Origin of the sequence: Vibrio sp. IB15, from assembly GCF_016406055.1 — a bacterium.
GTDB classification, from domain to species: Bacteria; Pseudomonadota; Gammaproteobacteria; order Enterobacterales; family Vibrionaceae; genus Vibrio; species Vibrio chagasii.
In genome coordinates this window covers 1-19,369 of record NZ_JAEFCE010000055.1, presented here as the reverse complement: position 1 = coordinate 19,369, position 19,369 = coordinate 1, and the positions used below count along the sequence as shown (strand labels likewise).

Below are 19,369 nucleotides of genomic sequence, written 5' to 3'. Positions count from 1 at the left end.
CCACACATCGAGTAAACCTGTTCCTAGCTTTGCCAACGTTCGGGCTCCACAAAAACGAACCTAGCCCCCTACTTCCCGCGAATTTATGCAATCAATCACGGTGATTGAGATCACCAAAAAACGCCTCATCGAAACGTTTCGATGATCATTATCACACTCTAAGAAGGTGAAAGGTGCAAATGATAAATCACACACTATTATCACTATCGAAACGTTTCGATGGCTTTTCTTGAGTTGTTCCTCATCCCATCAAACGTGTTTTTTCGATAGGTCGTGATATGAAAAAAAGTACTCTTATAAACTCTGAACTCTCCTACTTAGTGGCGACTCTTGGCCACACAGACGAAATTACGATTTGTGATGCAGGGCTGCCGATTCCAGATCATGTTTCTCGTATAGACCTAGCTTTAACTCACGGTGTTCCAAGCTTTGCTCAGACCGTCAAAACCATGCTTGATGAATCTCAAATTGAAGGTGTGGTTATCGCGGAAGAATTCGCAAAAGTAAGCCCAGAGCATCATGCAGCGCTGATTGATCAAATCAAAACAGAAGAAGCGCGTTGTGGTAAAGAAATTGCGATTACTTACATCACTCATGAAGAATTTAAACAGCGCACTCATGAAAGCCGCGCTGTGATTCGTACCGGTGAATGCACACCTTACGCGAATGTCATTTTCCAAGCTGGTGTAACGTTTTAGCTCAAGCGAAACATAACGACAGCCCAGCGTGATAGCTGAAAGACAGAATAACCAAATACAACTGGCCCCGAGTAAAGGAACCGACATGACTCAAGCCATTTTAGAACTTAGCTCAATTGAGAAGGCCTTCCCTGGTGTGAAAGCACTAGACAAGGCAAGCCTCAACGTTTACCCAGGACGCGTGATGGCGTTAATGGGCGAAAACGGTGCAGGTAAATCAACCCTCATGAAAGTGCTGACAGGTATTTATCACTTGGATGGCGGTACGATCGCCTACCAAGGTAAGCCTGCTGCATTCAAAGGGCCTCGTGACTCTCAACAAGCTGGTATCAGTATCATTCACCAAGAACTGAACCTGATCCCAGAGCTGACCATCGCCGAGAACATCTTCTTAGGTCGTGAAATCACTGGCACCATGGGTCGCATCTTGTGGAATGAGATGTACCAAGAAGCCGACAAGCTACTGAAACGCCTGAACGTAAAACACAGCTCAAAAACACCACTTGGCGAACTGAGCCTAGGCGAGCAGCAAATGGTAGAGATTGCAAAAGCCCTATCGTTTGAATCTAAGGTCATCATCATGGATGAACCAACAGATGCCCTAACCGATACTGAAACCGAATCTCTGTTCAAAGTAATCAACGAGCTACGTGATGAAGGCTGCGGCATTGTTTACATTTCTCACCGCTTGAAAGAGATCTTCGAGATCTGTGACGACATCACTGTACTTCGTGACGGCAAGTTCATTGGTCAGTGCGAAGTAAAAGATACTGACGAAGACGGCCTAATCGAAATGATGGTTGGTCGTAAGCTCGACGAACAATACCCTCGCATCGCACCAAGTCATGGTGAAACTTGCTTGGAAGTGATTGGTTTAACGGGTTCTGGTGTTCATGACGTTAGCTTTACCCTAAAGCGCGGTGAAATCCTAGGTGTATCAGGGCTAATGGGTGCTGGTCGTACGGAGTTGATGAAAGTGATTTACGGTGCCCTTCCAAGTGAGCGCGGCGTTATCAATTTAGAAAATAAAACCATCAACCCTGTGAGCCCTAAAGATGGCCTTGCTAATGGCATCGCTTACATCTCTGAAGACCGTAAAGGTGACGGCTTAGTGCTTGGGCTTTCAGTGAAAGAGAACATGTCTCTTTGTTCACTGGACCTACTGACCAAAAGCGGTCAAATCCAACACAAAGACGAAGTGATCGCAGTGGATGACTTCATCAAGCTATTCAACATCAAAACCCCTACTCGCGAGCAAATCATTGGCAACCTTTCTGGTGGTAACCAGCAGAAAGTCGCTATCGCTAAAGGCTTGATGACCAAACCAAAAGTACTGATCCTCGACGAGCCAACCCGTGGTGTCGATGTCGGTGCGAAAAAAGAGATTTACCAACTCATTAATAAGTTTAAAGCCGACGGCATGAGCATCATTTTGGTGTCCTCTGAAATGCCAGAAGTATTAGGAATGAGTGACCGCATCATGGTGATGCATGAAGGCCGCATCAGCGGTGAATTTGACGCTAAAGAAGCAAACCAAGAATTATTACTGGCGTGTGCGGTCGGTAAAAAGATTAACGAGGACGCAGCATGAGTACCAAAACCATGAGCAAAACAACTGAAACTGAAGCGCCGAAGAAAAAGCCGTTTATCAGCAAAGAGTGGCTGATTGATCAAAAGTCATTGATTGCTTTGATCTTCCTGATTGTTGTCGTTTCTTTCTTAAACCCGAACTTTTTTACTGTCGACAACATCCTAAACATTCTGCGCCAAACGTCGGTTAACGCAATCATCGCTGTAGGTATGACGCTGGTTATCTTAACCGCAGGTATCGACTTGAGTGTTGGTTCTGTACTGGCGCTTTGTGGTGCATTCGCTGCCAGTATGATTGGCATGGAAATCCCTGTGATGGTGGCTGTACCAACCGCTCTTGTAGCAGGCGCAGCATTAGGTGCAATCAGTGGTGTGATCATCGCGAAAGGTAAGGTTCAAGCCTTCATCGCAACGCTAGTAACCATGACACTACTGCGTGGTGTAACCATGGTTTACACCGACGGTCGCCCTATCTCAACAGGCTTTACTGACACAGCAGACCCATTCGCTTGGTTCGGTACAGGCTACGCAATGGGTGTACCAGTTCCAGTTTGGATCATGGTCGTAGTATTCGCATCCGTTTGGTACTTACTTAACCACACACGCTTTGGCCGTTACGTTTACGCACTTGGCGGCAACGAATCAGCAACTCGCCTATCAGGCATCGACGTAGACAAAGTAAAAATTGGCGTTTACGCAATCTGTGGTCTGTTAGCAGCAGTAGCGGGCATCATCGTGGCTTCTCGTTTGTCATCGGCTCAACCAACCGCAGGTATGGGTTATGAGCTAGACGCTATCGCAGCTGTGGTTCTTGGCGGTACAAGCTTAGCTGGCGGTCGTGGTCGCATCATGGGCACATTGATTGGTGCACTGATTATTGGCTTCCTGAACAACGCCCTAAACCTATTAGACGTTTCTTCTTACTACCAGATGATTGCAAAAGCAGTGGTTATTCTTCTGGCAGTACTGGTCGACAACAAAAACAAATAAGACTCTAGTTTGAGTCAATGCAACACCCTGCTTTTTCAACAGAAAAGCATCAATAAATAACAAACATTAAATCTATAAATAATGTAACAACGAGCTAGGACTCACCTCCTAGCTCACCCTACACAAAGGACTTACACCATGAAAAAATTAGCGACTCTTATTTCTGCTGCTCTGCTTTCTACAACGGTATCTGTGTCTGCACAGGCGCAAGATACAATGGCAATCGTTCTGTCTACATTGAACAACCCATTCTTTGTGACCATGAAAGATGGCGCAGAAGCGAAAGCTGAAGAGCTAGGCTACAAGCTTATCGTTCTTGATTCTCAAAACGACCCAAGCAAAGAGCTGTCGAACATTGAAGATCTAACCATTCGTGGTGTTAAAGCAATCCTGATCAACCCAACAGATTCAGATGCTGTGTCTAACGCAATTCGCATGGCTAACCGCTCTAACATCCCAGTACTAACGCTAGACCGTGGTGCAAGCCGTGGTGACGTAGTGAGCCACATAGCTTCTGATAACGTAATCGGTGGTGAAATGGCGGGTCACTTCATCATGGAAAAAGTGGGCGAAAAAGCGAAAGTAATCCAACTTGAAGGTATCGCTGGTACTTCTGCAGCTCGTGAACGTGGTGAAGGCTTCATGAACGCAGTAAACGGCAGCGGCCTTGAGCTTCTTGCAAGCCAACCTGCTGACTTCGACCGTACTAAAGGTCTGAACGTAATGGAAAACCTACTTGCAGCTAACCCAGACGTTGAAGCAGTATTCGCTCAGAACGATGAAATGGCTCTAGGTGCACTACGCGCAGTTCAAGCATCTGGTAAAGACGTAATGATCGTTGGCTTCGACGGAACAGACGACGGCATCGCTGCTGTTAACCGTGGCCTACTTGGCGCAACCGTTGCACAACAACCAGACCTAATCGGTTCTCTAGGTATCGAGATGGCTGACAAAGTATTGAAAGACGAAAAAGTAGACGAGTACGTACCAGTACCTCTAAAAATCATCGCTAAATAATCGATGCTAAACGAGTAATACAAAGCAGGGAGTCCCCTATCTCCCTGCTTGCTTTACTCAATCGCTCATTTACTCACTGGCTCAAAGCAAAAAGCAAAAAGCAAAAACCGACAGTGCATCGCTGTTTCTCATTCCTCTATCGCGACTGACGACTCTACGTGACTCGAATAGTTAGCAATGAGAAAGACCCATGCATTTTCAAATACGATATATCATAAGGCTCGTATCATGACTCAACTGATTGTTTTAGGTAGCGTTAACGCTGACCACGTACTGCAAGTTCCTTCGTTCCCTCGTCCGGGTGAAACCTTGATTGGCGGTAACTATCAGGTCATCCCTGGCGGTAAAGGCGCAAACCAAGCGGTCGCTGCAGCGCGATTAAACGCAGATATCGGCTTTATTGCCTGTGTCGGTGACGACCCGTTTGGTATCAATATTCGTCAAGATTTCGCTAACGATGGAATCAATATCGATGGTGTCATCGTGGCAGAGAACACGCCTACGGGCATCGCGATGATCCAAGTATCAGCAGCGGGTGAAAACAGCATTTGTCTTTCTCCAGAAGCGAACAACAAGCTAACTTGCGAACAAATCGAACCACACCTAGAGAAGATCCGCGGCGCGAAATTCCTTCTAACTCAATTGGAAACTCCTATCGAAGGCATTGAATACGCAGCGAGAACCGCTAAAGAGAGCGGCACTCACGTGATTCTAAACCCGGCCCCTGCTCGCCCATTATCGGATACGTTATTAGCGTGTGTAGACGTGATTACGCCAAACGAAACCGAAGCAGAAGTGCTAACAGGCGTGACCGTAACCGACAGCGCGTCTGCGCACCAAGCATCTTTGGCTCTGCATGCGAAAGGCATCGAGACAGTAATGATCACGCTTGGCGCTAAGGGTGTATGGGTAAGTAGAAACGGTGAAGGTGAACTGATAGCAGGCTTCCGCGTTGAAGCGACTGATACAACCGCAGCTGGTGATACCTTCAACGGTGCATTAGTTACCGGCTTACTTGAAGACATGCCAATGGAGCGTGCGATTAAATTTGCCCACGCTGCGGCGGCAATTTCAGTGACTCGCTTTGGCGCTCAAACCTCAATTCCAAGCCGCGCCGAAGCCGATACGTTTTTAGCAGAGCAATTGTCTGCCTAATAGGTTGAAGCTTAATTAAGTTATGTAACAACAAATAACTAAACATAAGCCTCTGTTTTCAGGCAGAATATCGCTCAACGTGGATAAGTGACTCCCACAAGGATTTTTTATGGCAACAATGAAAGACATCGCTAAGCTCGCAAAGGTATCTACTTCTACGGTAAGCCATGTGATTAACAAGTCGCGTTTTGTCAGTGAAGAGATAGCTGAGCGTGTCAACAATGCCGCGAGAGAGCTTAACTATGCGCCTTCTGCATTAGCTCGTAGCTTGAAGATGAAGCAAACCAAAACGCTTGGCATGCTAGTGACAACTTCTACCAACCCATTCTTTGGTGAAGTAGTAAAAGGTGTTGAACGTCGTTGTTATGAAAAAGGCTACAACCTTATCTTGTGTAACACCGAAGGCGATAGCGAACGTATGAAATCGTCTATCGATACACTGCTACAAAAGCGTGTCGATGGCTTAATGCTGATGTGCTCTACCCTTGAAGGCGAGCATATCGACGTATTCGAGCGTTACCCAGAACTGCCTGTTGTAGTGATGGATTGGGGCCCAATGCTGTTTGCGAGCGACAAGATTCAAGACAACTCGCATCAAGGTGGCTACATGGCGACCAAACACCTGATTGATAACGGCCACTCTCACATTGGCTGTATCACAGGTCCGCTACATCGCAACCAAGCATCATCGCGTTACCAAGGCTTCAAACAAGCGATGGAAGAAGCGGGATTAGAAATCAACGCTGATTGGATTGTCGAATCGAACTTCGAGTGCGATGGCGGCTTTGATTCGTACCAGACACTAAAATCTCGTGGCAAAATGCCGAGTGCACTGTTTGTAAGTAACGACATGATGGCAATGGGCGTGATTCACGCAGCAGCGCAGGATGGCACATCAATACCCAATGATCTCTCAATCATTGGCTACGATGACATCCACTTGTCTAAATACATGACACCGGCATTAAGCACCGTCCACCAGCCAAAACACCGCTTAGGTAAAGCAGCCGTTGATACACTGTTGAGTCGCTTACAAACACCAGACGCCTACCCACAGGTCGTCGAGTTAGAACCGACCCTAGTAGAGCGAAGCAGCGTAAAAGCAGTTTAACCCACAGCTACCCAACCCCAGAACAAAGAGCCAGCTTATCCAGTTGGCTTTTTTTCTTTAGCTTTAAGTTTGAGCTTTCAGCTCATTAGCCATGAATAAGTGTCGTCCATCAAACTGTACCCTCCGCCTTTCTGATAGATAAAACCTAACAATTTTTTATTCCATCACCTGAGGTTCTGGCAACACAGGCGGCGTGCTGTCCATGTAAGTTAAGAAGCTTTCCCACACCTCATGTGTGCGTTGCTTGGTTAACTTGGTCTTACAAGAAAGCGCCATCAGCCCACGAATTGAACCGTCGCGCCATTGGGTATATACAGAATCACAATGCGCTGTCATATAAGCTTGCCAGCTCTCCTGCGCCCCCTTAATGGCATCCACCAACTCTGTATCCTTAGCATTGTGTTCAAAGCTGGCTGCTAAGTATTCCTCTAGCTCTATCTGTGCAGCTTCAAGTTCAAGTGCAGCACAGTGGTTTATCTCTAGCGTGTTCATCGCATTGTCGCAATCGACCACACCGTCAGAAGCAGATACTACCCAAGGTACACACGCTAATAATACAACCGATAAAACCTTTTTCATTATTGCTCTCCCTAATTCAAAAGCACGTGTATGCGCCCTCTTAAAGCCAAGCGTTGCGAATCCTAATAGCATGGGACACCAATTGTTGATAACTACGTTTAGGGTTATGCCCAAAGACCACAAAAGCATACAACCAAATAACAAGAGACATGGCAAACAAACCTGACTGGAAACCATGTAGGTAAACCTCTGGTAGCAAGTCGACTACCTTCTGATAATTCTCCATAGAGATGGTTGTTTTACTGCTGATCAACTCATACGTTAAACTTATTGGCATCACTAGAGCCCAAACTAAAAACCAAGACACACTAGCGACAGGCGCCAAACTCAGTAGCGGCTTAAATTGCCTAACTGGAAAAATGAAATACAAAAGCATAATCAGATACAGAACAGCTAAAAATAAGCTCCACGCATTAACACTGACTTCAAAAATCCGATATCGTACATCGACGTACATGGTTAAAACTACCGCTCCCAATACAGCAAGCGATAATAACTTTCCCATATACTTGGTTCTAGAAAACCTAATAAGTACATAGCCAATCACAAGAAGAAAGCACGAGAGCCAAACTAACACTTCTGGATCAGTATCAAAAAGACGAGGCGTTGCGGTATTAGACAAGATAAAGATCGCGTAGGTAGGGGCGATCATCAAATAGGCAATGAACACACGTACCAACATCCAAATCATTTTTTTTATCATTACGCTCAAACCCACCCAATTGCGTTATTTCAAAAGCTATAGCTCTCAATTTCATACTACAAGCCCGAAAGACTTCGGTTCATAAAAACCTGAAAAGTACTGAGCAACAAACGACACACTTAACCTTGAAAGTATTTCTAACACTATGATTTTTAAAGTAAGACTATAAAACATGCGATTTCAATCCACAACACATGCGTACATTCACAATAATTATTATTTCTCTTGATAACTAATCGTTAAATTTATAAATTAAATCGAATGCTCATACACTCGGTAACGCTTCTCCAATTATGGATATCAAGTACCAACATTTTGCCAAAACCACATTCTACTTTGCCATCTCTTTCGTTTTGTCGATGGCATTGCTCATCCCTTTTACACCGTCTCACTATCATACGCTAACCGAAGAGTCTTCACAGTTAGTGGAAATCAGGCTTCAAGAGATCCAAGCTCGATTTGGTAGCTTTCTCGCAGAGATAACACCCGACCTGTTTTGTGATGCTATCGTGACCGAGCTTCGTCAGAATGTATTCAATGCCGATTGGGTGAAAGAAGCCGCTGTATTCAATAAACATAACCGTTTTTACTGCTCTACCACCGATGGCGAGGTGTCATTTCGCCTCTATAGCAGCATCCGAGAAAGGCTCAATGACGATCCAAACTTAACCACCTTATCGTACTCCAACGCTGCAATTACCAAGGTGCAGTCCATCATGCTGATTTTCTCGGACAAAGAGCAGGCGGGAGTAAGCCTGATGATACCGCCACACTTCATCTACGACCTTGTGGAGTCAAACCTGAGCAGCCATGGAATCAACTCAAAAGTAGAAGTGATAAAAAGAGATATTCACCCGACCGATCCCGGTGTGTACTTTTCGAAGGTTCGCATACAATCAGAGGCCTACCCTCTGGCTATAACCTCCTACATCGGGCACCAGTACTACATCAACTTCTTAATGAGCTTCTCTTGGTTTGGGTTTCTTATGGCGGGAATCACCACCATTTGTTTGCTCTCCGCTAAGCATAAAAAGCAGAGCCAACGCAGTTTAGAATATTCCCTCTCTAGCGCTCTGAAAAACAAACACCTGCAAGTTCACATGCAGCCTATTGTTGACCAGAAAACTACCCAAATCGTGGGCTGTGAGTCACTGTTAAGGTGGAACCACCCGATTGAAGGCAACGTATCGCCCGCTATTTTCATACCGCTCGCAGAGAAGCTAGGTTTGATAGAAGAGCTGACGTACTTTGTGCTACGCGAAGTATTGAAAACCATCAAACATAATCAAGACCTTTTCGAAGACAAATACATCAGCGTCAACATCAGCCGAAACGTCGTGTCTAACAGTAACTTCGCCCACAAAGTATCAGGGATTTTCAAAAGAAACCCTGATATTTTAAAGCAGGTGGTGTTTGAAGTAACCGAAGATGGTGAGTGCTCAGACGCGGATATGGCAAAGATAAAAGAGAACCTAACCAAGCTAGCGAACATGGGCGTGAAAGTCGCAATTGATGACTTTGGTACGGGCTACTCAGGGTTAGATTTCGTAAGGCAATTTCCGTTCAGCATCCTCAAAATTGATCGCGTCTTCGTGCAGAACATTTCAGACGAATCCAGCTTTGGTGTTCCTTTGCTAGAGTCCATGCTGCAACTGTCCCGTACTTTAGGCATGCAGGTTATCGTGGAAGGCGTAGAGTATGAATCGCAAGTGAAAGTCTTGTCTAAGTTAGGTGTCGACTATATCCAAGGTTTCTATTTCTATAAGCCGATGCCAATCAACCTAACCATCGGCCTGCTCAGGCAGCAACAGCACATAGCCACCACTCATGAGTATCACATCTCGCCAACCTAACCGATGAATGTAAACCGATTAGAGGGCGCCGTTACTGGCGCCCTTTTAAAATGACTTTCATAAAACCAACACTTAGCACTGGCGTTAAGTGCCAAATGGTGGGGCGCCAAGCATTAAGCATCAGATCAACTGTCGTGTTTCGCCGATCGTTCAGCAAGCACTTCTTTGAATGCGAACATCCCATTCAGCGCAGCAGGGAAACCAGCGTACACAGACATCTGAATGATCACCTCTTTGATCTCTTCTTCACTGCAACCCACATTAAGCGCCGCATTCAAATGCACTTTAAGTTGCGGGGCGCAGTTGCCTAGTGCGGTTAACGCTGCCACCGTCGCAATCTCGCGAGATTTCAAATCCAAGCCTTTGCGAGCATAGATATCACCAAAAGGATACTCGATGGTATATTTGGCTAAATCAGGGCAAATGTCTTGCAGGCTTTCGATAACATTTTGCCCAGCTTCACCATCAATCTGTTTGAGCAGTTCTAGCCCTTTTTCAAAACGTGACGTGTTCATTGTGTTGCTCCTATGTATTGAATAGGAGCGCAGCATACAAGTTAGAGTTCACTCTAAGTCAACGCACTTTTCCATCTTTATACAGGTCAATTTTGTCTTCCAGAGCGGAAAGATGAGATTGCTGCTGCGCAATATGCGCTTTTAAACTCTGTTGGTGCTGTTCTAGCAAAGCTTGACGTTCAAGTACCGTGCTGCTGCCCTGCTCCCTTAATCGAGCGTATTCCAATATCTCTTCGAGTGGCATCGCCGTTTCTTTTAGGCGAATGACAAACTCAAGCCACTTTACGTCTTTCGCGGTATACACTCGGTGCCCACTGCTATTACGCTGAACATTTTTAAGCAAACCGATTTTTTCATAGTACCTAAGCGTATGAGCCGACAAACCTACCAAGCTAGAAAACGCCTTCATGTTCATGGTTTTACTTCCTTAATAGCCGAATAAGCGAATAAGCGAATACGTTATTTTGGGTAAAGAATACTAACCTCCAAACCAGAAATCATCATCAAAGAAACCCCAGTCCTAGAAGCACAAAACCCAACGATGGAATGAAAAATCCCACGCGTTGGATCCTAAATTACTTATTAAGCCTAGAGCTCTAGTGCATAGATACACATAGATTGCTCTTTTTCAGGCACATCCAGTGTGTGTTGCCCCTTAGACTTCAGCGTCGCACCTGCACGTTTCGCAATCTTAACACTGGCCAGGTTACTCTCTAAACAATGGAACTCAAAGGCTTTAACTCCTTGTTCGCTTGCTAAGGTTGGAACAAGAACCTCCAAAATTTGCCCTACCACTCGATTCCCCGTTGCACTGTCAGCAAGCCAGTAGCCTAATTCGCAGACTCGAGTCTCGCGGTGAATTGACTTTACACCAAATACGCCTGAAAACTGTTTTTTGAAGTGTACTGCGAACCACTGTGAGCCTTCGATACCACTGTTCAGCCGACCTTCGATATAAGCTCGCGCACTTTCAAGATCGACCACACTCTTCTCCCAGGGCATATATTTTGATAGGTTCCCCCTGCTTGATTCAACGGCATTAAATAATGCAAAAGCATCTGAAACTTTCAGATTTTTTAGGACTATATCTTTAGATATGACTCTTTCCATAACACCTCATTTTGAGTTTTTGTAAAACCACTTAATTAAAGCGCGCGCTTAATGGCTTCTGCTAGCCCACTCGCGTTTTCCCACGCCATGGAGTGTCCAGCATCTGGAACCACGCTGATCGCGATATCGTGGTTATTCAACCTCTCGGTATCGGTATCTGGTAAAGATTTACTGCCGAATAGAAAGGTTCTGCTTACATTCAAAGAGTACAACCGATCACGCCAACTTGGGTCCTGCCCTTCTATCAAGGAAACGGCTTGCCTGTGTGTCGCTACCGCTGAATTCACCACTAAACTGGCTGCCCACTGAGTATTTGGCTCATCGATGCTGTACTGCACTATCTGAGCGTGACCGTGGTTGACATATTCAGACTCGGTATAGCTCGCAATCTTCTTGCTAAAGAACCCACCACCGGAATCAAGATTAGCCTCACTCAAAACCAAGGCCTGCAGTTGTGGTAGAACTTTTTCAGCCAATACAACCGACACAGCACCACCCATGCTGTGACCATAAATCACAAACTTATCCAAGCCCAAAGATTGAATGAATGCCTCAAGATAAGCCGCATGGCTACCTATGGAGTAGTCGAAACTCTCAGGCTTATCACTGAACCCAGAACCTAATAAATCGACAAGAATGCGCCGATGAGAAAGCAAACATTCACTGGCCGCAACGGCCGGGTAATCAAACGAAGCAGCACAGCCAATACCGTGTATAAAAATAATAGGCACTTCCGAACCGGGAAGATCATGATACCTAAGTATCGCGTTACAGCCCTCAACCTTAAACTCTTTCATTTCTTCCCCTGAAACCCACAGAACACGACACTTAACATATACATACTTCACATACCAAGCGTGTCGAATTGCTTGTTATTGACTAGCCACTCAAGCCACTGAAAACACAATGCGCTCTTTGCTCTCATCATCTTTCAACTCTAGTAAAATGCCTTCGGCCTTTGCGTCTTTTAATGCGTTAACTAATGCTTCTAATTGCTCCCCGTTTTCATCAAACTTAGCTTTGGTATTTTTAGGTAAGAGTGTCACAAGTAGCCTTGCCATCCCTAAAGAAACCGTCAAACTGTCCTCTAGCTCACCAGTTTCAAAGCAATAAGTGTCGATTTTTAGTTTACGCATACAAAAATACTCGCCAAACACATAGACTCACTAGAGTACCTTTTCTTTGAAATTTGTCTGTGAGTTACATGCACAAATGCAACATTACAGATATGAGAAAATGCATTAATTGGCCCGCTCTAAAGATGCGACAGCTCAGGGCGATCTTAAAGGCGACAATGACATGTATGAGAAAGGTGTTTGTTGGATTGGATGTTAAGGGAGATTTTGTTAGGAGAATTTGCGCGGCAGCCGTATGAGGCTTGAAAAGCGAGTTTTATTAAGTAAGCCAAGTTTAAATTACTGAAAAATGTGGCTTTAATATCAAACCACCAAATTATATTCGACTATGTTGAAAATGCTAATCGTATATTTCACTTTAAAGAATATTTCTTTTGAAATGAATTTTATTAACTTAATAATCAGTTAGTTTAATTATCCATTCTATCACTAATTTAAAATATTTTTTAATTTTACATCATGCACCAAGATAAATGGTTTTTATATGCTAATTTTATAATATAAAAATTAATATCCACTGGTTCTGCTTTGATATAACAGCTTTGTTGTACGTTGGGAAATTTTTGGTTAGGGGATAAATCCATGATAATTAAAGAAGTTAAAAACGTATCGATTGCTATTAGAGTTTGGGCGATTCTTGCTTTATTTGCAATCGCTTTACTCGCAAATACCATTTTAAATATAGACGGCTCACGCCAACATGTGCGTGAGAGTTATCAAAAAGGGGTGAAAACGCTAGTTCAAAGCGCCGTTAGCGTTATTAGGTATTATCAAAGTCAGAGTGAAATAGGAAATTTAAGCGAAGAGGAAGCACGCGCTCGCGCATTGGAAACCATCTCAAATATGCGATTTGATGATGGGAATTATATCTTTATAGGTGATCGAGAAGGAAAGCAAATAGCTACAGGCGTCCCCTCTCTTTTAGGAAAAAATATTATGGACCTTCAGGATAGTAAGGGTAAATACTTTGTCAGAGAGATGTACAGCATTTCGAAAAATGGTGGTGGATTCATTGATTATCATTGGAAAAACCCGAACAAACAAACGCTAGAGCCAAAAACCAGTTATGCAATAATGTTGGAGCCTTGGGGATGGATGGTTGGTTCTGGTGTAAATATGGTGGCCTTACAAGCGACGACTCACCGAGCTGAGATGACATCGATAGGTTATGCAATAGGCATTTTAACGGTTCTCTCACTGATCGTTGGTTACTTCATCAAAACCATCACTCTCCCAATAAATCGTACTTTGGCTGCGATGAAAGCATTATCAAGAGGTGAAGGCGATCTAACGCAACGTATTCCCGAAGAAGGGAGCAAAGAACTGATTTTCTTGGCTCGTTATTTCAATCAGTTTGTAGAGTCTATTCAATCAATGATGCTCGGGATTCAGGGAATTGGGACTCAAGTATCAGCGTCAGCAACTCAACTCACTGATTCGGTACACCAAATAGATAATAGCCTTAACCAGCAAAGAAACGACGTGGATATGCTTGCGACAGCCATGACAGAAATGCTGGCTACCGTTGAGGAAGTTGCTGGGCGAACCGTTGAAGCAAATGAAGCAAGTCGGTTTGCAGCGCAGGAGACACAGAAGAGTTCCTCAATTATTCAAAATAATGTGATAGAAGCTAACGAAATGGCGGAAGTCATTACCTCAGCAGGACAAGCAGTCCAGAAGTTGGCGCTTGATGCAAAAAATGTGGATACGGTTCTAGAAGTTATTCGAGGAGTCGCAGAACAGACAAACCTCTTAGCACTTAACGCTGCTATTGAAGCCGCTAGGGCTGGTGATCATGGTCGGGGCTTTGCTGTGGTAGCTGATGAAGTAAGAACCCTGTCTCAACGTACTCAGGAGTCCACACTTGAGATTCAAAATATTATAGAAAAGTTGCAAGTTGGCGCTGAAAATGTCGTTACAGTAATGCATCAAGGGGTTGATAAAGCGAATAAGGCCTCAGAGCTATCCGCGCAGGCAGGATGCAAGATTGACGAGAGTAACAAGCAAGTGAATAAGATCGAAGGTATGGCGCAACACATTGCAACTGCTGCTGAAGAGCAAACACTCACCGTGAACGAAATAAACCGTAACGTAGCCAGCTTGAGTGATATGGCGACTTTAGTGTCGAGCGAATCTACCGAAATGGCTAATTCGAGCCGAGAACTCAGAGGTATCTCGGAAAATCTCATGTGTACAATTAACCGATTCAAACTAGCATGATGCAAGAATCTGCTTTGAAAAGCGGAAGCTTCCTACGCGTAAAAACGAATAGCAGTAGCTCACGCAGCTACTGCTATAACTGATTTTTTCCATTAATGGCAAAGAGAGCCTCAACAGGCAAATCCGTCTAAACACGAACATACACCCCTTTTTTCAAACACCGCATTCCTTTAAATTCTGGGGCACGGGAGTTATCACAGATAAAAACATGCCCCCCAGGTATGAGGATGTCATGGGCATGCTTACAGACAATATCGTGATACTCATTGGTTAATGATGCGATGACAATCGCATCTAACCTACTATTGTACTGATTAAAATTAACGTGGTCGTAGTTATTAAATGTGATTTTATTTTCTATTTTTCGATTGATGGAAAAATGGCTATTCTTCATTTTAACTTTGTTAGACTCTAGATATTCAGCTAATTCACCTCGGGTGTTACTAAATAACCTTTCTTTGAAGTTCCCTTTACAGTTTATTTTTCTAAAACTATTGTTGTCAACCAAAGACATAATCCGACAAAAACCAGATGAGATCATCTCTGTCTTTTGTTCGTAATAAGAATGTAACATTGCCAATGAAAAACTATCGTAGTATTTACCTGTATCTAAACAACAAATAAGCAAATCACTCCCCCGCATCTGCCTTTCGATCACAAGCTCACTGTAGTCTCTATATAATTCAGCGTTATAGAAAAAGTTGTCAGTTACCATATTTAAACCTTGAGGTAGCATTTTACTCGATTTAAAACAGAAGCGAGTTAGCTAGTGGGATAAATTTTTTCGACAAGCGACAAATTCACACAAAAAATAAGGTTATGTGGTAAATCTGAATATGCTACTCCAACCTCGCCAGTCACAAAGTTAACGGACTTTGCTATATCTTCTTGAAAGTGTTCAAGTACTAATTGCAATAAGCAATCTTTACCCAACATATCCATCAATAACTCCTTAGAGTTAGAACTCGAAATATTATATAAGTATAGATCCTATCAATAATCAAACTTGAATATATATTTTTTAGATTAAATGCGATGTAAAGCAATGGTTTTCAACTATATTAATTTATTTTTAAATTTATCCACGTCTTTTACTTTTTCCGGCCATGAGTTCAAGTAATGAAAACCATGTATCCAAATCAACGAAGAAAATCGTGCTAACGCACTTTGGGGGCATGCGATGTGAAGTGTTATGAAGCACTATTCACCGCTTTTGGCTAAACCCCTTTATCACAAGGGGGATCTGGAGCTCTGAATGATTGGGGAGCAAATAACGGAAGGCATAAGCGCCTTCCGTCGTTCAAGTAGGCGATAAGGTAAGTACTACTTACTTACGCTAATCATCTCGTTAAAGTAATCCACTTGCTCTGCCATGTTCAAACCTTGTTTGTTTGAACCCAACGTCCACATAAAAAAGCCACCATAACCGTTATCTTTCTGCCATTTAGCACGGTCTAGGTTGTTCTGGCGTGTTTCAACAAAGTTACCACCGGGTGCCCACTGATTGTTGATCGTATTACCTAAAACAATCTTTGACTTGTCTCCAATGTACTCAGCGTAATTTGCCATCGCGACTTCGTATAAGAAGTTTCGACCTGCGTCGTATGTCATCACGTTGAAGAAATCAAAGTCGTTTTTGGTCGCTTTCAACAAATCAATCACTTCACCGTGGTGAGATGAGCGGCCAGACTCTTCAATGTAAGAGCAGTTTTCAAACACACTCGCATCCATACATTCAACAGGATCCGCACCTACGTGGTAAGTTGTGAGAGACAGAACCTTCGTATTACCCACTTTCTCACGGATAAGTTTGATCAAAGCCGTCAAGTCTTGGTTCTCTTTGTATGTGATTCGTGCTGCTTTCTCGAAGTCGAAATCTAAACCATCAATGTGCACGTAACCCGCTAATTGGTACTTGCTGTAGTCACAGCTTCCGTCTGAATTTGTTGCAAGACACTCGCCTTCCATTTCTTCAGGTTTGAGGTTCTTTTTGTACACAGGGAATGGCGTATGCACCAAATCAACCAACCCATTAGCTACTGCTTCACGGCTTTTAGGCGTACCGATCGCCGTCCAAATGCTTTCGTAAGTTTGACCACCGAACGCGACCATCATGGTCACATTTTCATTATCATGCTTGAGTGTTGACCACGCTAGATACTGTGTTGTCATCCAGTCCGGGCTATAATTCGGTGGTGTTAGCATGCCATCAGAGATCGTGATGTTACCGCTTGCGTCCCACTTACCAAATGACAATAGATAGCCATCACCTTCTGAGTTGAACAGCTCTTGGTAGTCATTCAGCCCCCAAGACGTTAGGTAACTGATAGAGCGATCAGGGTTATCGACTAAGCCGCCACCGCCTGTGCTTTCTTTGACCATAATGTTAGACGTTGCAGAGGTTTGCTCTTGGTTGGACGTATTCACCGCTTTTGCGGTTACAGCATATGTACCCTGCTGAGCACCTAGCCATTCATATTCATAAGGTGCTTCCGTATCTTTAAAAAGCTCGTTACCGTTCGCGATGAAGCTAACCGAGGAAATATCCCCTTCGTAACTCTTCGCGTCTGCTTTGATCGAAATCGCACGACCTTCGAAATAGCTTGAGCCGTCAACAGGAGATGCCAAAGAAACAACCAAGTCTTTATCGGTAATCGCTAAAGAAATTGGCGCCGCCTCCGCACTCGCACCTTGGTCATCGTAGGCAACAACCGTCAATGTGTATTGGCCTTCAACTTGGGCAGGTACCGTGATGGTGTAAGTATCTCCTTGTGAAGGCATGTTTGATGTCGCAACCACTTGACCATTCAATTGAACATCAACGCGAGCAACTTCAGTATCATCCGATGCATCGACAACTACGTCGAATGCTTGGTTAGGTGCGATTTTCTGTCCATCTTGCGGTGATTGAACGTCCACCACTGGCACAGGGTTCGGATCACACTCACCCGCTTCATCCCATGCATCTTTCCACGCATCAGGATAACTTGGATGACCGGTTCCTGGTGTCCATACAGGGTTACCACACCAACCCGCTACCGTACATGAGTAGATATTGCCAATGTTAGTGACTTCATCACCGACTTTATAGGCCACACCATCTTGGTACTTAGGTATGTCACCACAGCTGGTGCTTGTATCTTTCACCGTGATGGTTAAATTCTTACTAGAGACATGTTGCTCGTCATCTTTGGCTTCCGCACGAAGCGTAGTAGAGCCTGCCGTTTGCGTTGTCCAGTCACAAGAAAAATCTTGGGTCGTTTTCGCATCAAGAGAACACACTTCGGCATCGTTTGCGAAGAACTTAACCGTCGCTAAGTCATCATCTGCATCTGTTACATGCGCTGAAATTGTGATGCTGTCACCTTTTTGGTGAGAAGAGCCTGCGTCTGGCGAGATAAACTCAATCACAGGTGGATTTGGCGCCGTCGATTCTGACTCTACCGTCACTTGAACTGCTTTTTCTGTGAGTTTATCGCCACTGTCATTGAACGCCATCACAGTGATCGATGCAGCACCCACTTCGCTTGGAAGCCAAGCTTGTTGGTATTCTGTTGTACCTTCTACAACGTTTTGCTCACCCAATTTGGTACTGTTTGCCCAGAACTCGAGTTTGCTTGCACCCGCACCTTCGACACCCGTAATGATGTCAACATTCGTACCTGTGTAAACCACTGAGTTTTGAGCAGGCGCTAAAATATCCAGTGAAAATTCTGGTGGAGGAACCACTTCGCCATCCACTTTCACCACAACAGAATTCTCAAACGCATTCAGATCTGTCAGTTCACCACCGAAAGAGATAGTCAATGCCGCAGATTCACCAGAGGCCAGCTCACTATCAACCCAAGAGCCTTCTGGGAACGTCAATGTCACGGCGTTCAATACCCCATCCGCTTGCGTCGTATGAGAGATTTCCCATGATGGGTAAGAAAGATGGTTCGACGCCCAGTTGATCTCGTTAATCGCTACTGGCAATAAAAATTCGATCACAGCTTCACGCATGTCTGCGCTATCTGAGCTCGTGTTTGTGATATCTAGCTTATAGGTGCTCCAGTATTCACTTTCTGACTGAGCTATCGCATCAGTACTGAACTCACTAGCCATGGCTTGTGAAATTGGATTCAACAATAAGCCAGAGCAAAGCATTGTTAGCCCTAACGCGCGATATCCAATAGAGTGAATCTGTTTAGCACTGCTCTTTCTTAGATACATACTTGATTCCTTAGCTTTATATTAATTATTTTATTTCTGCAATAAACCTGCAATGGGAAATTCATTCCCCCCGTTGCAAGCACACTTAATTTACACGGGAAATTAACCAGAAATGAATTAAATTTTTACTTATTGAATAAATGTCAAAATTTATTTAATTATGAGATAAAGCCCAAAATTTCGGAAAATACAATTGTGTAAGGTCCCTTCAAATTACCACCCTTAGAGTAAGCTAAATTAGGCTAAACCAATTTAGAAAAGAGAGGAACGATTAAATTAACCTGGATAAGAAAAAGTCTTGCCAACATAACTAACAGACAAAGATACTGAATTAAACACAAATATAACAACAACTTAGACAAAATCCACTCATCTAAAAGCATCTATAAGTATAATAACTCTCATACGAACCATGAAGTCTATTTGAGCCTGTAATTTAAATTGTGTATCTGCTTATAATTAAGCCAGTCATGGCTAAGG

General features: G+C 43.9%; 18 protein-coding genes. 8 read left to right on the top strand and 10 right to left on the bottom strand.

Features of this window, described 5'->3' with window-relative positions; translation table 11 throughout:
• The first annotated feature begins 278 nt into the window (after positions 1 to 278).
• The 6 genes from rbsD to JC606_RS18090 all read left to right on the top strand — a co-directional run bounded on the left by rbsD (position 279) and on the right by JC606_RS18090 (position 6,561).
• Entirely contained in the window at positions 279 to 698 is a 420-nt protein-coding gene (rbsD, locus tag JC606_RS18115; protein WP_105058081.1) for a D-ribose pyranase, read from the top strand.
• 85 nt (positions 699 to 783) lie between these two features.
• Positions 784 to 2,289 carry a ribose ABC transporter ATP-binding protein RbsA gene (gene rbsA, locus JC606_RS18110; RefSeq protein ID WP_008217125.1) on the top strand — a complete coding sequence of 502 codons (1,506 nt, stop codon included), beginning with the start codon at positions 784 to 786 and terminating at the stop codon, positions 2,287 to 2,289.
• Positions 2,286 to 3,278, top strand: a complete 993-nt coding sequence (gene rbsC, locus JC606_RS18105) for a ribose ABC transporter permease (protein WP_198779114.1) — start codon at positions 2,286 to 2,288, stop codon at positions 3,276 to 3,278. Before rbsA ends, rbsC begins: the two co-directional genes overlap by 4 nt.
• A 138-nt stretch (positions 3,279 to 3,416) precedes the next feature.
• Entirely contained in the window at positions 3,417 to 4,295 is an 879-nt protein-coding gene (gene rbsB, locus JC606_RS18100; RefSeq protein WP_198779113.1) for a ribose ABC transporter substrate-binding protein RbsB, read from the top strand.
• A gap of 228 nt (positions 4,296 to 4,523) precedes the next feature.
• Complete coding sequence (gene rbsK, locus JC606_RS18095; RefSeq protein WP_198779112.1) at positions 4,524 to 5,450, top strand: ribokinase; 927 nt, start codon at positions 4,524 to 4,526, stop codon at positions 5,448 to 5,450.
• Positions 5,451 to 5,559: 109 nt separating this feature from the next.
• A complete protein-coding gene (locus JC606_RS18090) occupies positions 5,560 to 6,561 on the top strand; it encodes a substrate-binding domain-containing protein (protein ID WP_004739464.1) in 1,002 nt (333 codons plus the stop codon).
• A 156-nt stretch (positions 6,562 to 6,717) separates the two neighbouring features.
• Here JC606_RS18090 and JC606_RS18085 read toward each other — a convergent pair whose 3' ends face one another.
• Positions 6,718 to 7,140, bottom strand: a complete 423-nt coding sequence (locus JC606_RS18085) for a lysozyme inhibitor LprI family protein (RefSeq protein ID WP_137407636.1) — start codon at positions 7,138 to 7,140, stop codon at positions 6,718 to 6,720.
• A gap of 40 nt (positions 7,141 to 7,180) precedes the next feature.
• A complete protein-coding gene (locus JC606_RS18080; RefSeq protein ID WP_233090469.1) occupies positions 7,181 to 7,831 on the bottom strand; it encodes a hypothetical protein in 651 nt (216 codons plus the stop codon).
• Positions 7,832 to 8,136: 305 nt separating this feature from the next.
• Here JC606_RS18080 and JC606_RS18075 point away from each other — a divergent pair, with 305 nt between their 5' ends.
• Positions 8,137 to 9,696 (top strand): EAL domain-containing protein, encoded by a 1,560-nt coding sequence (locus JC606_RS18075; protein WP_198779110.1) that lies wholly within the window; start codon positions 8,137 to 8,139, stop codon positions 9,694 to 9,696.
• Between the two features lie 125 nt (positions 9,697 to 9,821).
• Here JC606_RS18075 and JC606_RS18070 read toward each other — a convergent pair whose 3' ends face one another.
• The 5 genes from JC606_RS18070 to JC606_RS18050 all read right to left on the bottom strand — a co-directional run bounded on the left by JC606_RS18070 (position 9,822) and on the right by JC606_RS18050 (position 12,457).
• Positions 9,822 to 10,211, bottom strand: a complete 390-nt coding sequence (locus tag JC606_RS18070) for a carboxymuconolactone decarboxylase family protein (RefSeq protein ID WP_102424927.1) — start codon at positions 10,209 to 10,211, stop codon at positions 9,822 to 9,824.
• A 58-nt stretch (positions 10,212 to 10,269) separates the two neighbouring features.
• Positions 10,270 to 10,626: a MerR family transcriptional regulator gene (locus JC606_RS18065; RefSeq protein WP_102424926.1), complete on the bottom strand. Its 357-nt coding sequence runs from the start codon at positions 10,624 to 10,626 to the stop codon at positions 10,270 to 10,272.
• Positions 10,627 to 10,799: 173 nt separating this feature from the next.
• Complete coding sequence (locus tag JC606_RS18060; protein ID WP_137407633.1) at positions 10,800 to 11,321, bottom strand: GNAT family N-acetyltransferase; 522 nt, start codon at positions 11,319 to 11,321, stop codon at positions 10,800 to 10,802.
• A gap of 35 nt (positions 11,322 to 11,356) precedes the next feature.
• A complete protein-coding gene (locus JC606_RS18055; protein ID WP_137407632.1) occupies positions 11,357 to 12,118 on the bottom strand; it encodes an alpha/beta fold hydrolase in 762 nt (253 codons plus the stop codon).
• A gap of 90 nt (positions 12,119 to 12,208) precedes the next feature.
• Positions 12,209 to 12,457: a hypothetical protein gene (locus tag JC606_RS18050; RefSeq protein WP_137407631.1), complete on the bottom strand. Its 249-nt coding sequence runs from the start codon at positions 12,455 to 12,457 to the stop codon at positions 12,209 to 12,211.
• A 582-nt stretch (positions 12,458 to 13,039) separates the two neighbouring features.
• Here JC606_RS18050 and JC606_RS18045 point away from each other — a divergent pair.
• Positions 13,040 to 14,677: a methyl-accepting chemotaxis protein gene (locus JC606_RS18045; protein ID WP_137407630.1), complete on the top strand. Its 1,638-nt coding sequence runs from the start codon at positions 13,040 to 13,042 to the stop codon at positions 14,675 to 14,677.
• Positions 14,678 to 14,804: 127 nt separating this feature from the next.
• Here JC606_RS18045 and JC606_RS18040 read toward each other — a convergent pair whose 3' ends face one another.
• The 3 genes from JC606_RS18040 to JC606_RS18030 form a co-directional block, all read right to left on the bottom strand.
• On the bottom strand, positions 14,805 to 15,392 hold the full coding sequence (locus tag JC606_RS18040) for a CheR family methyltransferase (RefSeq protein ID WP_102422935.1): 588 nt from the start codon (positions 15,390 to 15,392) through the stop codon (positions 14,805 to 14,807).
• A gap of 47 nt (positions 15,393 to 15,439) precedes the next feature.
• Entirely contained in the window at positions 15,440 to 15,619 is a 180-nt protein-coding gene (locus JC606_RS18035) for a hypothetical protein (RefSeq protein ID WP_008217153.1), read from the bottom strand.
• Positions 15,620 to 16,000: 381 nt separating this feature from the next.
• Positions 16,001 to 18,889 carry an Ig-like domain-containing protein gene (locus tag JC606_RS18030; RefSeq protein WP_198779109.1) on the bottom strand — a complete coding sequence of 963 codons (2,889 nt, stop codon included), beginning with the start codon at positions 18,887 to 18,889 and terminating at the stop codon, positions 16,001 to 16,003.
• Positions 18,890 to 19,369: the final 480 nt, after the last annotated feature.

Excerpts from the sequence above, each read along its gene's own strand:
- rbsD (WP_105058081.1), top strand. The coding sequence starts at position 279 with ATGAAAAAAAGTACTCTTATAAACTCTGAACTCTCCTACTTAGTGGCG.
- rbsA (WP_008217125.1), top strand. The coding sequence starts at position 784 with ATGACTCAAGCCATTTTAGAACTTAGCTCAATTGAGAAGGCCTTCCCT.
- rbsC (WP_198779114.1), top strand. The coding sequence starts at position 2,286 with ATGAGTACCAAAACCATGAGCAAAACAACTGAAACTGAAGCGCCGAAG.
- rbsB (WP_198779113.1), top strand. The coding sequence starts at position 3,417 with ATGAAAAAATTAGCGACTCTTATTTCTGCTGCTCTGCTTTCTACAACG.
- rbsK (WP_198779112.1), top strand. The coding sequence starts at position 4,524 with ATGACTCAACTGATTGTTTTAGGTAGCGTTAACGCTGACCACGTACTG.
- JC606_RS18090 (WP_004739464.1), top strand. The coding sequence starts at position 5,560 with ATGGCAACAATGAAAGACATCGCTAAGCTCGCAAAGGTATCTACTTCT.
- JC606_RS18085 (WP_137407636.1), bottom strand. The coding sequence starts at position 7,140 with ATGAAAAAGGTTTTATCGGTTGTATTATTAGCGTGTGTACCTTGGGTA.
- JC606_RS18080 (WP_233090469.1), bottom strand. The coding sequence starts at position 7,831 with ATGATTTGGATGTTGGTACGTGTGTTCATTGCCTATTTGATGATCGCC.
- JC606_RS18075 (WP_198779110.1), top strand. The coding sequence starts at position 8,137 with ATGGATATCAAGTACCAACATTTTGCCAAAACCACATTCTACTTTGCC.
- JC606_RS18070 (WP_102424927.1), bottom strand. The coding sequence starts at position 10,211 with ATGAACACGTCACGTTTTGAAAAAGGGCTAGAACTGCTCAAACAGATT.
- JC606_RS18065 (WP_102424926.1), bottom strand. The coding sequence starts at position 10,626 with ATGAACATGAAGGCGTTTTCTAGCTTGGTAGGTTTGTCGGCTCATACG.
- JC606_RS18060 (WP_137407633.1), bottom strand. The coding sequence starts at position 11,321 with ATGGAAAGAGTCATATCTAAAGATATAGTCCTAAAAAATCTGAAAGTT.
- JC606_RS18055 (WP_137407632.1), bottom strand. The coding sequence starts at position 12,118 with ATGAAAGAGTTTAAGGTTGAGGGCTGTAACGCGATACTTAGGTATCAT.
- JC606_RS18050 (WP_137407631.1), bottom strand. The coding sequence starts at position 12,457 with ATGCGTAAACTAAAAATCGACACTTATTGCTTTGAAACTGGTGAGCTA.
- JC606_RS18045 (WP_137407630.1), top strand. The coding sequence starts at position 13,040 with ATGATAATTAAAGAAGTTAAAAACGTATCGATTGCTATTAGAGTTTGG.
- JC606_RS18040 (WP_102422935.1), bottom strand. The coding sequence starts at position 15,392 with ATGGTAACTGACAACTTTTTCTATAACGCTGAATTATATAGAGACTAC.
- JC606_RS18035 (WP_008217153.1), bottom strand. The coding sequence starts at position 15,619 with ATGGATATGTTGGGTAAAGATTGCTTATTGCAATTAGTACTTGAACAC.
- JC606_RS18030 (WP_198779109.1), bottom strand. The coding sequence starts at position 18,889 with ATGTATCTAAGAAAGAGCAGTGCTAAACAGATTCACTCTATTGGATAT.